The sequence below is a fragment of the Poriferisphaera corsica genome, from assembly GCF_007747445.1.
Classification (GTDB): Bacteria; Planctomycetota; Phycisphaerae; order Phycisphaerales; family Phycisphaeraceae; genus Poriferisphaera; species Poriferisphaera corsica.
Genome location: NZ_CP036425.1, coordinates 2,767,658 through 2,781,120 on the forward strand (window position 1 = coordinate 2,767,658; position 13,463 = coordinate 2,781,120).

Consider the following 13,463-nt stretch of genomic DNA (forward strand, 5'->3'; position numbering starts at 1 on the left):
GCCTCATCGACCTACTTGCCAACGAGTACAACAAGAGAAAGACCTGCTAAATAGCATACAAACATCACCACGGTTGCTAAACCCATGGCCGGGTAAAAATCCATTTTCTTTAAAAAGACAGGCAACATTAAGAAGAACGATAGCGACGGGATCACCAGCCAGAAAATATCCATCGATAACGCCGACACCTTCCCCTTGTTGCCTGTGTCCACATACAGCCAAATAATCGCCAAATAACTAATCAATGGCAAAGACGCCAACAATCCCCCCAACCACGAAAATCGCTTCGACACCTCCGCGATCACCACAATCAACACCGCAGAAATCAAAACCTTAATCACTTGATAAAGCATATCCCCTCCAGTTCATATCAAACATCTTCCAGAATAATTCGACTTGCAGCAACCGAATAATCACCGTTTTTTCTCAAGCCCACGACCGGCGGTCGTGGTGTGTTCTACAAGCCACTTACGCTAGAACACAGACTTATCTTACGTAACAAATTACTTTAGGATACATAATCTCAACTTCCTGAGGCTAGGTGTTTTTCCAGGAACACCGCCGCCAGCTCAAACCATCTCGCCACACGATTTTCTTCTCCCTCAGCCAAACCAAGCCCATGCCGCCCTTCCTCATACAAATGTCCACCAGCCGATGAACCCATCACCGCCAACTTCTCCGCCATAACATCATCCCCATCGCAGTCACCATCACCATCCCGCTCGGCTCAGGTATCACTACAAAATTCGGCACATAGACCTCAAAGAACTGTTCCTCATCCATCCCATCCCCCGGCAAATCCCCATCCTTATCCCGAAACACAATCGCCAAATTCCCATCCTCACCCGCCATCGGCAACGATGCACCGTCAATCCCATAACTCGTCTGATAGTCATATCCAAACACAAACACACCATCATTGTTCGGCGCCGCATTCGTCAAAAAATCATACTCCACCTCATTCCCCCAATCAGGTCCCGGCCACGCAACCTCTGACGCATACGGCGAGTACATCGTTCCATTCGAATAATCATACGACCCGCCAGTCCACACCGGTGCCGCAAACGGCTTATCGATCACACCCCACATCTTCAGCACATGATTAAGTACCACCTTCGCATGACTCTGCGACGAACTCACCGTATACCTCACTCGTCGCAGAGCAGTATCAACCACCGTCTTCGTCGTCACACGAATCGACTCACCCGTTTCAATATCCTCACCAAACTGCTCGCCCGTTTCCCACGTTAATATCGCCCCTTGAATGCGATCAAAACTAACCAAACACAACACCATCATTAAAACAAGACTCAAACGCATCGACATGATCTTTCCTCACACAAACGCTACAAAAATGACTCAGTAACAGAAATGACTTGATTCAAACCATGTTACAGCAACCCTCAAAAAATCTTCTGAGGGTATACCCAATTCTTCCAAAGTAGTTTGCGTGAATACCCATTGATCTCGCCAATGCGTAACAGCAGTGTGGGATCTATTAAATACCTTTGCTTCACGTAACAAACCCACTGGTCAACACATCTATGACCACGTGAAACGCTCTAAAATACTATTTATCTCTTGTTTTGTAGACTATTCACAAGTTTTGGCTACCTCAGCCAACTTCCCAAACAACGTCAGCGGCGCAGCCTTCTCAATCTCAACATCAATCGTTTGCCCGATCAGATCAGCAGACCCATCAAAACAAACAATCAAATCGCCAGTCGTACGACCCGCCAACTGGGTGACTTCCTTCGCGACTTCCGGGGCCCATCCCAAAGTAACACTTGTATCCGCCAAATTCCCCGCCGCCTTCTTCGTCTTCATCGACACACTCTCAACAAACACCGGCACAGTCTTGCCCACATAACCATCATGAATCTCTTGGCTTATCTCAGCCTGAATCCCCAACAATTCGTTATTTCTAAACTTCTTCACATCATTCGCCACATCATCATCAAACCGTGTAATCGCCACCGTGTCTGGCCGCGGCGAATACTTAAAGATAAACGAATTCTTAAACCTGCAATACCGCAACAACTCCGCTGTCTCCGCCTGATCCTCATCCGTTTCAGTCGGAAACCCAACAATAATATCCGTCGCCAACTCCGCGTCCGGCAAGTACTCACGCACACGATCAATCAAATCCTTAAACTCTTCAACCGTATACCCACGGTTCATCAACTTCAAGAGCCGATTCGATCCCGATTGCACCGGCAAATGCAGGTAACGACAAATACGCGGACGATCCTTGATCACCTGCAAAATGTCATTCCCAAAATCCCGTGGCAAAGACGTGATAAAACGCAATCTCTCCAACTCAGGAATATCATCATGAATCCGCGCCAACAGATCCGCAAACGAAACAACCCCATCACTAAACACCGGTGACGGCCCGCCCGTCCCACGGTTCGGTGACAAAATTTGACCAACCTGCGGCTGATGCACACCTTCAATCGTCACCGTCTCATTCACATCATAATGATAATGATTCACCGTCTGCCCAAGCAGCGTAATCTCTCTCACACCCTGCTCAACCAATTTCTTACATTCTTCAAAAATATGATCGGGATGTCGATGCACTTCCCGCCCGCGCGTGTTCGGCACAACACAGTACGTACAGAACTTATTACACCCACGCGTGATCCGCACGTACGCCGCACCACCATGATTGCTCGCACTAAACGACCGCGACAAATCCAAATTCTCAAGCGTATCTGCAGCGGCTGAATAGGTCGCAGATCGACGATGCGTATTCCCCTGCAACGCGATCTTCGCATTCCGCACCCCGCCGCGATCTTCAAGGTTCGTTTTCATCGCGTTGTCGATCAACAGCGGCACCTGATCCAACTCGCCCGGCCCACATAACAGATCGACCTGCGGGTGTTTACGCACCATGTCCTTGCCGTCACGCTCAGCCATGCAGCCAAGGATACCGAGGATCACATGCGGATTTTTCGTCTTATGACTTTTCAATTCGCCCACACGCGACCAGACCTTGTTTTCCGCATGCTCACGCACCGAACAGGTGTTGTACAGAATCACGTCAGCAGTTTCCCATTCATCGACGAACCGGTAGCCCATCGCTTCGAGCTGACCTTGAACCAGGTCAGAGTCGAGGACATTCATCTGGCAACCAAAGGTCTTAAGGTAAACGGTCTTAGTGTCTGTCATTTCAGGCGTTGCGGTCATAGTCATCCTGTTCGTACTCCGCAGCAGCGCACTGCTGGGATTGAAAAAGGGATCATTGATTAAGGGGTGGATCGAATGGCGTATTGTAGCACAGAGCAGCTATTGCACGTAACCGCCAGGTGAACGACCAGAACCGCCCGCTATCCCCCTGCATAACACCCGCGCTATCAAGAGGTTGCGAGTGGGGTGATAATATTGTTGCCCAGCACCTCAGACGGACGATAAATGCCTTAACTATGCTCAACTTGCGCGCTCTTAGCTTTGAACGAATGATGGCCGCCCTGCCCGGGTGGCTGTTTGTGTTTGCAGCGATGTCGCTATTGGGCATGACTTTATTGACACCTCAGTGGCTGAGTTGCCGGGAACTGATGTGGCAGGCCAAAGTGATGCAGGCGCAAACAGGCCGACTGGAGATGATGCAGGGCCGGTATGAAGCGTACCTGCAAGCGCTGGAGATGGGCGATCTGACGGTCTATGAACAGCTTGCCTATACGGAGTTGTCACTCAAACCGACAGGGAAAGATATCTTCTTTGTTGCTCAAGAGTTGTATGATCAAGAGCGGCTCGATGATTCACAGATGATGAGTGCGATCGAGCGACAACTGGATGTGTCATTAGATGTGATCGGGCATGAAGTGGCGCCGTATGAGCCGGTGAATAGTCGGCTGGTGCGGATGACGACGAAGCCAAAAAGTCGGTATCTGCTGATGGGTATGGGATTGATTTGCCTTTTCTTAGGTGTGTGGCCTCAAGGTGTGAAGCCCGAAGAGGATTAAAACGATCTTAGATTGCGGCTACAAGCCTTACTGAATAACAATCAGAAATCGATGAAAGTGTGCCTAAATGCACACTCTTTTTTTGCGCACAGATTTCTGATTCCTGGGGTTTTCATGTATCTAAAAATGGACCAATTTCATAAGAAACGATCAAAGAATGAGAAACTTTGGCGCGTTTTTAATCAAAAACAAAAAGTTGGGGTATCGAAAAATAAGGACTTGCGCGTCTGTGAACATTTTGTGCGCACAGAACCAAAATCGCGTTTATTCTGAAAAATTCGTTTAGCCCTAAGCAACCGTGCGAGCACAAACACATATACCTATGCAAGTGAATATGTTTCACAGCATTCTTCAAACACATTCACTTGTTTTGTGATTTTAGTTTACCATCACGACTAATTCTCGATATCCAGACACGGTATACAGCGGATGATTAGATGTCATTGCTTTTTGTATTTCAGATTAATCTCGTGCGAAATAAAGTAAAAGTGTAGGCAAATTTTCTGGTTAACTGCTCGTTTGCGTAAAGCATCATGGTGGATTATCCGATCACCTCATAACAAGATCTCATTAATTTATGATGCCTGTGCTGAGTACCGGAGTGAAGAATTGAATAAGTTCAGTTTCAATATTGGCAGGCGGATCGGGGTATTGATTTTGGTGGTGGCGGGATTAACAGTCGTAACAATCGGGATGTCGCTGCGAAGTGAGATGCAGATGGCAGAAAGCGCGATGGATACGATTGCGGAACGGATGATGGACGCGCATCAATTGCGATTGCAAGCGGCAGTTGAAACGCAGGCGAATGCGTTGGGCAAAGCGCTTCATGGGATTGAAGATTCGGCTGCGAAACGAGCTTATGTATCGATGTCTCTGCGAGATAATTTCTTTAAGATCTCGAAAACCGATGAGAAGAAGTCGGGATACTTCTTTGTAAACGATACGACGTATATTAATGTGGCGTTGCCGGTGAAGCCGGCGGCGGAAGGGAATTCGTTTGCGGATGTGAAGGATGGCGGGGGCGTGTACTTCGTGAAAGAGATGGTTGCAATTGCCCAGAAGGGTGGCGGGTTTGTGAACTACAGGTGGCCAAAGAAGGGGCTGGAGGGAGACTTTCCAAAATTGAGTTATGCAACGATGATCCCGGGCACGGATATGGTGCTTGGTACGGGGGTGTTTGTGGACGATGTTGAGCAAGAAGCGTTGGCGGTGCAGGAACAGATGAAGGCAACGCAGCAGAAAAACCTGATGATTACGGCGATTGGAATTATTGGTTATCTGGTTTTGGTTGTGGTGCCGCTGGCGTACTGGTTGATCAAGAAAACACTGCTTGAACCGATCCAAAGCATGACGGGGCGATGCAAGGATATTGCGGAGGGTGAGGGCGATCTGACCAAGCGTTTAGAGACGAACTCTAATGATGAGTTAGGCGAGCTGGCTGGGTGGATGAACGAATTTATTCAGAAGACGCATGACATCATTCTGGATGTCAAAGAATCCACGAGTGAGGTGGCGGGGGCAGCGGTGCAGATCGCGGCATCAAGTGAAGAAATGGCCACGGGGATGCGCGAACAAAGCATGCAGGTGAATGAGGTCAGCACGGCTGTGACCGAGATGACTGCGAGTGCGGAAGAAGCATCGGCGCAGATGGAGCTGGCGTCGCAGACGGCTCATGAGGCTGGGGAGGTTGCGGGATCGGGCGGCGAGATGGTGAATATGACGATTGATGAAATGAAGCTGATTCAGAGCTCGGTGATGGAAACCTCTAAAACGATTGGTGAGCTTGGCAAACGCGGCGAGCAGATCGGCGAGATCATCAACGTGATTAATGACATTGCGGACCAGACGAATTTATTAGCGCTCAATGCAGCAATTGAAGCGGCAAGAGCGGGCGAGCATGGGCGCGGGTTTGCGGTCGTGGCGGATGAGGTTCGTAAATTGGCTGATCGTACGACTCACGCTACGCAGGAGATTGGTGAGTCGATCTCCGCGATTCAGGATGAAACGAAGCTTGCGGTCGAGCGGATGACTGAAGGCACGGAACAGGTCGGGCATGGGGTGAAGAAAGCTGAGAGCGCGGGCGAACAGCTTGAGATGATTATGAATAAGTCGGAAGAAGTGGTGGGGATGGTGAACCGGATCGCGGCGTCTGCGAAAGAACAGGCAAGCGCTTGCGAGCAGGCGACGATGAATGTAACGCAGATCAGCACGATGGTCGGGCAATCAACCGAGAGTTCTCAGCAGGCATCGCAGGCGGCAGCATTGCTGTCAGATCGTGCGGAACACTTGCAGGATCTGGTGAGCCGCTTCAGGTTGAACGAGGGGATGGCGGCTTAGCGTATCAAGGGACAGAGGGGTTTAATCAACGTATAAAAAAAGGCAGGCTTCTAGAGAAGTCTGCCTTTGTAATTTGTTTGTGTTGCTAGGGGTGTTGTTATTCGGCGAGGTCAGCCATGACGGTGGTTGAGGTGGTGGCGCCTTCTTGCTTGAGCCAGTCTTTGAGTCCGCCGCGGTAGTCGTAGACGCTGCCGTAGCCGAGAGAGAGGAGGCGTTTGCATGCGGCGGTGGAGAGGTAATCACGGACTTCGCCGGAGGAGTAGACGATGATGATGGGGTCGCCGGTGAGGAGACGTTCACGTCGGCGGATTTGTGGCATGTAGATGTTGAAGGCACCGTCGATGTGCTCTTTTTGGAACCGGTCGGGGCGGCGGACATCAAGCATGACAATGCGTTGTTCTGGCATTGCGAGGAGTTCTTCAACTTTGGCGAAATCAGCAGGTTGAAGTGTTTTATCGCTGACTTTTTGATTCATCTTGCAGCCTGGAATGAGCAAGAGGATGAGCGCGAGGAAGAGGGTGAGCGTGGTGAGTGATGAAGATTTTCGAATCAAAGCGGTCATGAAAACACTCCGGTTAAAAGATGCCCCAGCTTGGTCGGTGTATCGGCCGAAGTGTGGGGTTGAGGTCATTTTTTACCCGATTATGGGGCGTGATGGAAATAAAGGGGGTAGAGAGGGAGGTTAGGGAAGAAATAGGGGAATGGGTTGTTTATGTGAGATTGAGTTCTTCGTAGAGGGTTTTGAGGATGTTGAACATGCGGGTGCGGTGTGGGATGTCGCCGGGAGTGCCGTTGCAGACGATGGCGACGACGAGGCCGTGATGGGGGTCGGCAAAAGCAGAGGAGGATTGATAGCCGGAGTGGCCGAAGGTGTCATCGGAAGCGAGCGGGCCGTAGCCGTAGTGAAGATTGGCTTCGCCGTAGCGTTTTGAATCGAGGAGGAAGCCGAGGCCCCAATCGATGGTTTGCTGGAAGGTTTTGTCGTGCAGGCCTTCACGGTGCCTGGCGGTGAAGAGGCCGACGGTTTCGGGTTCGATGATGCGGGCTCCGTTGTGGTCACCGCCGTGGAGAAGTGTTTCGTAGAAGATGCCGAGCTGCTTCATAGGGCCGTAGCCGTTGCCGCCGGGCCTGCCGCCTGAAACCCATGCTTTTTCGGATTCGGTGTCGGTGAGGTTGCCTTTTGTGCCGCCGTCATCGAAGTGGGACATGATGGCGATGCGGTCATGGAGTCGATCGTAGGTTTCGGGTTTCATGCCGATGTAGCAGTCGTTCATGCCGAGGGGCTTGAAGATGTGGTCGCGAACGTAGTGCCTGTAGGGTTGGCCGGTGATGGATTGAACAATGTAGGCGAGGAGGTACCAAGCGGTGTGGAGGTGATAGCCAGCGGTTTCGCCGGCGATCCAGCGGGGTTCGGGCCGCGCTTTGCAGATTTTTTGTACGACGCGTTCGATGGAATCTTTGGGATAGTGGTATGGGACGATGCGTATGCCGGCGGTGTGGGTGAGGAGGTGACGGATGGTGATGTGCTCTTTGCCGTTTTGGGCGAATGCGGGGATGTGCTGCGCGACAGGGTCGTCGAGTTCGAGGTTGTGCTGTTCGAGTTGTTGTGCGATGGCGATGGCGGTGACGGGCTTGGAAGATGAGAGCCAGAGGTTGAGGGTATCGGTTTGCATGGGGACGCCGGGGCGAGCTTCACCGATGGCGAAGTCAGCGACGGGGTCTTCGTTGATGGAGGCGTAGACTTGAGCGCCGGCGTGGAGGTCTTCGGCGATCCCGTCTTCGAGGAGTTTTTTGAGGCGGGGCAACACAATATGAGGCGTTGTGGTGGTCATACATCTTTGTCCGGGTGACCGCTACGACAGGCAAGAGCGACCCCAGTTGAATCGAAAATACACCCAAATCAACACCTAATTGTACCCATTAACAATGTAGAGAGTTTGAGGTGTTTTGGCGAGTATTTGTATAAGAAAGTGGGAAGCAGCGTGTGGCTTGAGGGGCTGGGGGATGTGGAGGAATGGGGATGAGGGAATAAAAACGCCCCTCTAGTTGAGGGGCGTTTGCGTGTTGTTTAGTTATTGGCGACTGAGAGTGAGACGAGTCTGTTTTTGGAGACTGCTGCGTCGAACTCATCGAAGAATTTGTTGACGATGGTTCGTACGGCCCAGTTGGCGCCATCGGAGAGGCCGCAGATTGTGGTGCCGGGCATGATGCCCATGCTGGAGGCGACTTCGAGAAGCAGGTCAAGGTCTTTGGTTGTGCCTTCACCGGCTTCGATGCGTGTGAGTAGTTTGTATAGCCATTCGGTGCCTTCACGACATGGTGTGCACTGGCCGCAAGATTCGCGTGCATAGAAACGTGCGAGGTTTCGGGCACAGGAGATCATGGAGTAGCCTTCGGGGATGACGGTGATGCATGCGGTTCCGAGGCCGAGGATGCCGTATTTTTTGCCGATGTCGAAGTCGAGTGGTGCGTCGTATTCGTCTTTGGTGAGAACGCCCATGGAGATACCACCGGGGATGGCGGCTTTGAATTCCATACCGGGGAGCATGCCGCCGGCGAGGGTTTCGATGGCGTAGGACATTTTAACGCCGAGGTGTTCTTCGTAGACATCAGGACGGACGACGGGGCCTGAGACGCCGATGAGTTTTGTGCCGAAGGATGCGGGAACGTGTGGGGGTGTGCCTTCGGGACGACCTTTGCCGAGTGATTTAAACCATTCGGGGCCGTTCTCCATGACGTGCGGGACGCATGCAAGGGTTTCGACGTTGTTGACAATGGTTGGTCGGGCAAATGCGCCGGCAACAGCGGGGAATGGTGGTTTGATACGAGGCCAACCACGTTTGCCCTCAAGTGAGTTGAGGAGGCCTGTTTCTTCGCCGCAAACGTATGCGCCTGCACCGCGGTGAAGGAAGAGTTCGGGGTTACGACCGTTAATTTGGCCGAGACGAGAGTTGGGGCCAAAGATGCCGTTGTCGTAGGCTTCTTTGAAGGCGCGTTCGAGGGTTGCTCGCTGATCGTGATACTCGCCACGCATGTAGAAGTAAGCGGTGTCGAGTTGGCATGCGTACATGCAGATGGCGATACCTTCAACGACTTGATGGGGATCGTAGTCGATGAGCAGGCGATCTTTGAAGGTCGCGGGCTCGGATTCGTCGGCGTTGATGGCGAGATAACGTCGGCCACCGTCGGCTGGCGGAAGGAAAGACCACTTCATGCCGGCGGGGAAGCCTGCGCCGCCACGGCCACGGATTTCAGCGGCTTTGATTTCGTCGATGACTGCAGAGCGATCCATTTGGAGTGACTTGTCGAGGGCTTGGTAGCCGCCGGTGTTGACGTACTCGTTGTAATCGACGTAGTGACGGTCTTCGTGCCGGCCCCAAGGCTCGGTTGGGATACGTTTTGTCAGTACTGGTTTTTCTAGAGCCATCGTATCTTCTCGTATTGGTCGGCAGAGGTTGTGCTGCCATGAAACATCAGTTGGTTGATGCGTTTTTGTTTATTTATCGTCAGCGTTTTTATCTTGAGGTTTTCGGATTTCTATTTCCTCAATTGTTGTGCGACGGAGTGTGAGGTCGGGGCTGACTTGTTTTTCTTCAACGGTTTTATGCGATTGCTTGTGGGATTGCGGTTTAACGGGTTTTGTGATGTGGTGAATCATGAGGCCGGTGTTACGACAGATGCGGTTGAACCATTTCATGATTTACCTTTGCGTCTATGGTGAGATCAGTCAAGATTCTTGATGACGTCGAGCAGATTATCAGTATTGATCTTCTGCTGAATGTCTTCATTGATGAGTCCGCAGGGTGCGTCACCGCAGTAGCCGAGGCATTCAACTTTCATGAGTGTGAACTTGCCGTCGGGTGTGGTTTCGCCGGGCTGGATGCCAAGGAATTCGGAGACTTTCTGGGTGAGGGAAGGTTCGCCCATGATCTCACAGCTGATGGATTGACAAAGCCAGATGACATACTTGCCTTTTGGCTTGAGCCAAAATTCTTCGTAGAAGCTGGCCGTGTCCATCACTTCAGAGGCTTCGAGATCAAGGTAGTCTGCGATCTCTTCCATTGCTTGAGGTGGGAGCCAACCGACTTTTTCCTGCATCGCATGGAGGCAGGGAAGCGTGGCGGCTTGTTTACGCGGGTAGCGTGTGACGACGGAATCGAGTTCACGTTTCATGTCGTCGGTGAAGTAAGGCTCGCTTTGCGGTTTAACTTGCGCGGCGGCCGAATTTTTGGTTATCCATGCCATGGATATATTCCCATTACTAATTGCTGGTTAGACAACGCTGTTTGCCACGGATACAGGCGTTTCCGCGGCGGCGTTGGTGGGGTCAGCGGTCGAGCTGGCCTGCAATAATATTGATACTGCCGAGGATGGCAGGGATGTCAGCGATCATGTGACCTTCAGTAATTTTGCTGAAGACGGAGTAGTTGATGAAGCATGGTGGGCGAGTTGCAGCACGCCATGCTGAGGGGCCACCGTCAGAGACGATGTAGAAGCCGGTTTCGCCGTCGCCAGATTCGATGGCGGTGTAGCATTCGGCGATGGGGGCTTCCCATTTACGGTTTGTCATGATGAGTTCGAAGTGCTGGATGAGGCCTTCGATGGAGCCGTAGACGGAGGATTTGTCGGGCTTGGTCATCTTGCCTTCGTCGTCGACATTGACGGAGCCGCCGGGGATGTCGTCGATGAGTTGCTTGATGATGTGTACGGATTGCTTGATTTCCTCGAGGCGGACGAGGTAGCGTGCGAGGCAGTCACCGGTGGTTGCGAGCGGGACTTTGAAGTCGACGGCGCGTGAGCCTTGGCCGTCCCAGTTGTCTTTGTAGCAAAGGTAGGGTGAGTCTTTGCGGACGTCACGTTTGACGTTGGCGGATCGGGCCATTGGGCCGGAGAGTGACCAGGCGATTGCGTCTTCGGTGGAGATGCGACCGATACCTTCGGTGCGGTCCCGGAAGATTTTGTTGACGTTGAGGAGTCGCTCGATGTCGTCGATGGCTGGGGGGAGTTGCTCGTTGATGAATTTTTTGACGAGCGTTTTGAACATCTTTTCGTCGGGGAGGTCTTGTGAGAGGCCGCCGACACGGGTCCAGTCGCAGTGGAAGCGCTGGCCGGAGATGTAGTCGACGAGGTCGTTGATGTGCTCGCGGACGTTGAAGCCGTAGAGGAAGCCGGTGAAAGCACCGAGGTCGAGCGCGGCGGCTGCGACGGAGAGCAGGTGCACTTGGATGCGGCCGATCTCGGACATGATGGTTCGGATGACTTTGCAGCGAGGCGTGAGGTCGATGCCGAAGAGTTTTTCGGCGGCGGTGTGCCAGGCGATGTCTTCGAGGATTGGTGAGAGATACTCCATACGGCTGACGACGGTGACGTACTGGTTGTAGTCGAGCTTTTCGCCGAGCTTTTCAAAGCCTGAGTGGAGGTATCCGATATGTGGGACGGCGCGAACGATACGTTCGCCGTCAAGTTCGAGGACGATTCGAAGCGTGGTGTGGGTGGCGGGGTGCTGGGGCCCAAAATTGAGGAGCCAGCGATCGCCATCACCAGAAGCCGTATCGTTGAGATAGGGCGTAGTTTCGACGTCAACATCAAACGGTTTTAACTCGTAGGGCATGTTGGTTCTGCCTGTATACCGTGGGAAATTCGTGTTGCCCGTCATTGGGAGGGCAGACGGTGGGTTATGGATTGTAATGCGTCCGAAAGCACAGGCCAAACGACGCGGTGGGGTGGGATGAGGGGATCGCTGAGGGGTTGAGTGTGCGGGTTGGGCGCGTTTGTTAGGCAGCGGAAGCGTGACAATCCGGTTGGCCACGACAATTGTATGAATTCAGCATGTGATTTTCACATCGTGATGCGTCATAATACCTTAGATTGAAACAGCATACAGGATGTTGATAACTGTACGGGCAGGAATGATGGGGATCTTGTAGGGCATGTGGGCCGCTGGAACATGCGCGTGAACCAATAGTAAAATGAGCAGCCAAAACGGAAAAAATGGGAAAATATCATTCGAATCTGTTGCTGAAATGGCGGCGGAGGAGGGGTTTGTATTGGCTGGGATCACGGATGCGGCGGGAACAAAGTACGCCGAGGTACTAAATCAGTGGCTGGATGCAGGGAAACACGGGGAGATGGGGTATTTGGCGGAGCACCGCGAAGTGCGGCTTGATCCACAGAAGCTTCTAGCGGGCGCGAAGTCGGTGATTTGTGTGGCAGATGCTTATTTCCCTATCGCGGAAGTGGGGGATTTGGAGGATGGGGGAAAGTTATGTGAACGAGAGCCCCAGAGGCTGCGTGGCAAGGTGGCGCGGTATGCGTGGGGACGTGACTATCACAAGGTTCTGAAAAAGCGGTTATTCAGGGTTGCGGATCGATTGAAAGAGCAGTTGCCGAGCGAGGGGGAAATGTTTCGGGTGACGACGGATACGGCTCCGCTGCTGGAGCGGGAGTATGCGGCTAGAGCGGGTTTGGGGTGGATCGGGAAACACACACTGCTGATTCATCCCCAATTGGGCTCTTATCACTTGCTCGGTGCGATTGTGACGACAGCGGCCCTGCCCTGCACGGATGAAGCGGATGTTCACGGTGCATACGAAGGAAGATTGCTGGGCGAGACGGATCACTGTGGGAGTTGCAGGCGGTGCATTGAGGCATGCCCGACAGGGTGTATTGATGAGGCGGGGTATGGGATGGATGGATCACGGTGCATCAGCTATTTGTCGCTAGAGCACCGGTCGGTGATCGAAGTAGGATTGGCTGAACAGATGGGAGATTGGGTGGCGGGGTGTGATGTGTGCCAAGAAGTGTGCCCGCATAACCGGGAGGGACAGCACTTGCCACTGGATATGATTTTCGAGGGGTATCAGCCCAAACGCCAACTTGCAGAAGGGCTGGATTTATGGGCAGTGCTGGACTGGACCGCGGAGGATCGCGCAAAGGTGTTTGAGGGATCAGCGATCAAACGAGTCAAGCTAGAGATGATCAAACGTAATGCGGTCATTGCGATGACGAATGCGGCGATGAGCGGGAAAATGAATGATGATGAGATGATGCAGTTGCGTGAGAAACTAGTTGCGATGCGTGAGGATGAGGACGAGATGATCGCGGCACAGGCGCAGCAGTCTATCGACCGATTAGATGATTCACGTTAATAACTGCGAT

13 protein-coding genes are annotated in these 13,463 nt (G+C 52.4%); 3 read left to right on the forward strand and 10 right to left on the reverse strand.

From position 1 onward, the window contains the following. Positions 1-11: 11 nt before the first annotated feature. From KS4_RS11440 to KS4_RS11450, 4 genes are all read right to left on the reverse strand, one after another. A complete protein-coding gene (locus KS4_RS11440) occupies positions 12-353 on the reverse strand; it encodes a DUF3147 family protein (RefSeq protein ID WP_145078091.1) in 342 nt (113 codons plus the stop codon). A gap of 170 nt (positions 354-523) precedes the next feature. Beyond that, complete coding sequence (locus tag KS4_RS17640; protein WP_200761190.1) at positions 524-685, reverse strand: hypothetical protein; 162 nt, start codon at positions 683-685, stop codon at positions 524-526. Then, positions 664-1,326, reverse strand: a complete 663-nt coding sequence (locus KS4_RS11445) for a hypothetical protein (RefSeq protein WP_145078093.1) — start codon at positions 1,324-1,326, stop codon at positions 664-666. Before KS4_RS11445 ends, KS4_RS17640 begins: the two co-directional genes overlap by 22 nt. Positions 1,327-1,593: 267 nt before the next feature. Then, on the reverse strand, positions 1,594-3,198 hold the full coding sequence (locus KS4_RS11450) for a MiaB/RimO family radical SAM methylthiotransferase (protein WP_145078095.1): 1,605 nt from the start codon (positions 3,196-3,198) through the stop codon (positions 1,594-1,596). A gap of 266 nt (positions 3,199-3,464) precedes the next feature. Between KS4_RS11450 and KS4_RS11455 the strand changes: the two genes are divergently transcribed. Both KS4_RS11455 and KS4_RS11460 read left to right on the forward strand, forming a co-directional pair. Then, positions 3,465-3,968 carry a hypothetical protein gene (locus KS4_RS11455; protein ID WP_145078097.1) on the forward strand — a complete coding sequence of 168 codons (504 nt, stop codon included), beginning with the start codon at positions 3,465-3,467 and terminating at the stop codon, positions 3,966-3,968. Positions 3,969-4,577: 609 nt separating this feature from the next. Further along, positions 4,578-6,305 (forward strand): methyl-accepting chemotaxis protein, encoded by a 1,728-nt coding sequence (locus KS4_RS11460; RefSeq protein ID WP_145078099.1) that lies wholly within the window; start codon positions 4,578-4,580, stop codon positions 6,303-6,305. A 97-nt stretch (positions 6,306-6,402) separates the two neighbouring features. Here KS4_RS11460 and KS4_RS11465 read toward each other — a convergent pair whose 3' ends face one another. The 6 genes from KS4_RS11465 to KS4_RS11490 all read right to left on the reverse strand — a co-directional run bounded on the left by KS4_RS11465 (position 6,403) and on the right by KS4_RS11490 (position 11,916). Further along, positions 6,403-6,867, reverse strand: coding sequence for a rhodanese-like domain-containing protein (locus tag KS4_RS11465; protein WP_200761191.1), 465 nt, complete (start codon positions 6,865-6,867; stop codon positions 6,403-6,405). Between the two features lie 148 nt (positions 6,868-7,015). After that, the gene (locus KS4_RS11470; protein WP_145078104.1) at positions 7,016-8,137 is read right to left on the reverse strand and encodes a serine hydrolase domain-containing protein; all 1,122 of its coding nucleotides are present in this window, start codon (positions 8,135-8,137) and stop codon (positions 7,016-7,018) included. A 236-nt stretch (positions 8,138-8,373) separates the two neighbouring features. Continuing rightward, on the reverse strand, positions 8,374-9,732 hold the full coding sequence (gene nuoF, locus KS4_RS11475; protein WP_145078106.1) for an NADH-quinone oxidoreductase subunit NuoF: 1,359 nt from the start codon (positions 9,730-9,732) through the stop codon (positions 8,374-8,376). A 69-nt stretch (positions 9,733-9,801) separates the two neighbouring features. Next, a complete protein-coding gene (locus KS4_RS11480; protein ID WP_145078107.1) occupies positions 9,802-10,002 on the reverse strand; it encodes a hypothetical protein in 201 nt (66 codons plus the stop codon). A gap of 26 nt (positions 10,003-10,028) precedes the next feature. Then, positions 10,029-10,550: an NADH-quinone oxidoreductase subunit NuoE gene (nuoE, locus tag KS4_RS11485; protein ID WP_145078109.1), complete on the reverse strand. Its 522-nt coding sequence runs from the start codon at positions 10,548-10,550 to the stop codon at positions 10,029-10,031. A gap of 82 nt (positions 10,551-10,632) precedes the next feature. Then, on the reverse strand, positions 10,633-11,916 hold the full coding sequence (locus KS4_RS11490) for an NADH-quinone oxidoreductase subunit D (protein ID WP_145078111.1): 1,284 nt from the start codon (positions 11,914-11,916) through the stop codon (positions 10,633-10,635). Positions 11,917-12,274: 358 nt separating this feature from the next. On the opposite strand from KS4_RS11490, the gene queG reads away from it, so the two are divergent. Next, positions 12,275-13,453, forward strand: coding sequence for a tRNA epoxyqueuosine(34) reductase QueG (gene queG / locus KS4_RS11495; RefSeq protein WP_145078113.1), 1,179 nt, complete (start codon positions 12,275-12,277; stop codon positions 13,451-13,453). The last annotated feature ends 10 nt before the right edge of the window (positions 13,454-13,463 follow it).

Coding starts and splice junctions, on each gene's coding strand:
- KS4_RS11470 (WP_145078104.1), bottom strand. CDS start 8,137: ATGACCACCACAACGCCTCATATTGTGTTGCCCCGCCTCAAAAAACTC.
- KS4_RS11440 (WP_145078091.1), bottom strand. CDS start 353: ATGCTTTATCAAGTGATTAAGGTTTTGATTTCTGCGGTGTTGATTGTG.
- queG (WP_145078113.1), top strand. CDS start 12,275: ATGAGCAGCCAAAACGGAAAAAATGGGAAAATATCATTCGAATCTGTT.
- nuoF (WP_145078106.1), bottom strand. CDS start 9,732: ATGGCTCTAGAAAAACCAGTACTGACAAAACGTATCCCAACCGAGCCT.
- KS4_RS11455 (WP_145078097.1), top strand. CDS start 3,465: ATGGCCGCCCTGCCCGGGTGGCTGTTTGTGTTTGCAGCGATGTCGCTA.
- KS4_RS17640 (WP_200761190.1), bottom strand. CDS start 685: ATGGCGGAGAAGTTGGCGGTGATGGGTTCATCGGCTGGTGGACATTTG.
- KS4_RS11480 (WP_145078107.1), bottom strand. CDS start 10,002: ATGAAATGGTTCAACCGCATCTGTCGTAACACCGGCCTCATGATTCAC.
- KS4_RS11465 (WP_200761191.1), bottom strand. CDS start 6,867: ATGACCGCTTTGATTCGAAAATCTTCATCACTCACCACGCTCACCCTC.
- nuoE (WP_145078109.1), bottom strand. CDS start 10,550: ATGGCATGGATAACCAAAAATTCGGCCGCCGCGCAAGTTAAACCGCAA.
- KS4_RS11450 (WP_145078095.1), bottom strand. CDS start 3,198: ATGACTATGACCGCAACGCCTGAAATGACAGACACTAAGACCGTTTAC.
- KS4_RS11445 (WP_145078093.1), bottom strand. CDS start 1,326: ATGTCGATGCGTTTGAGTCTTGTTTTAATGATGGTGTTGTGTTTGGTT.
- KS4_RS11490 (WP_145078111.1), bottom strand. CDS start 11,916: ATGCCCTACGAGTTAAAACCGTTTGATGTTGACGTCGAAACTACGCCC.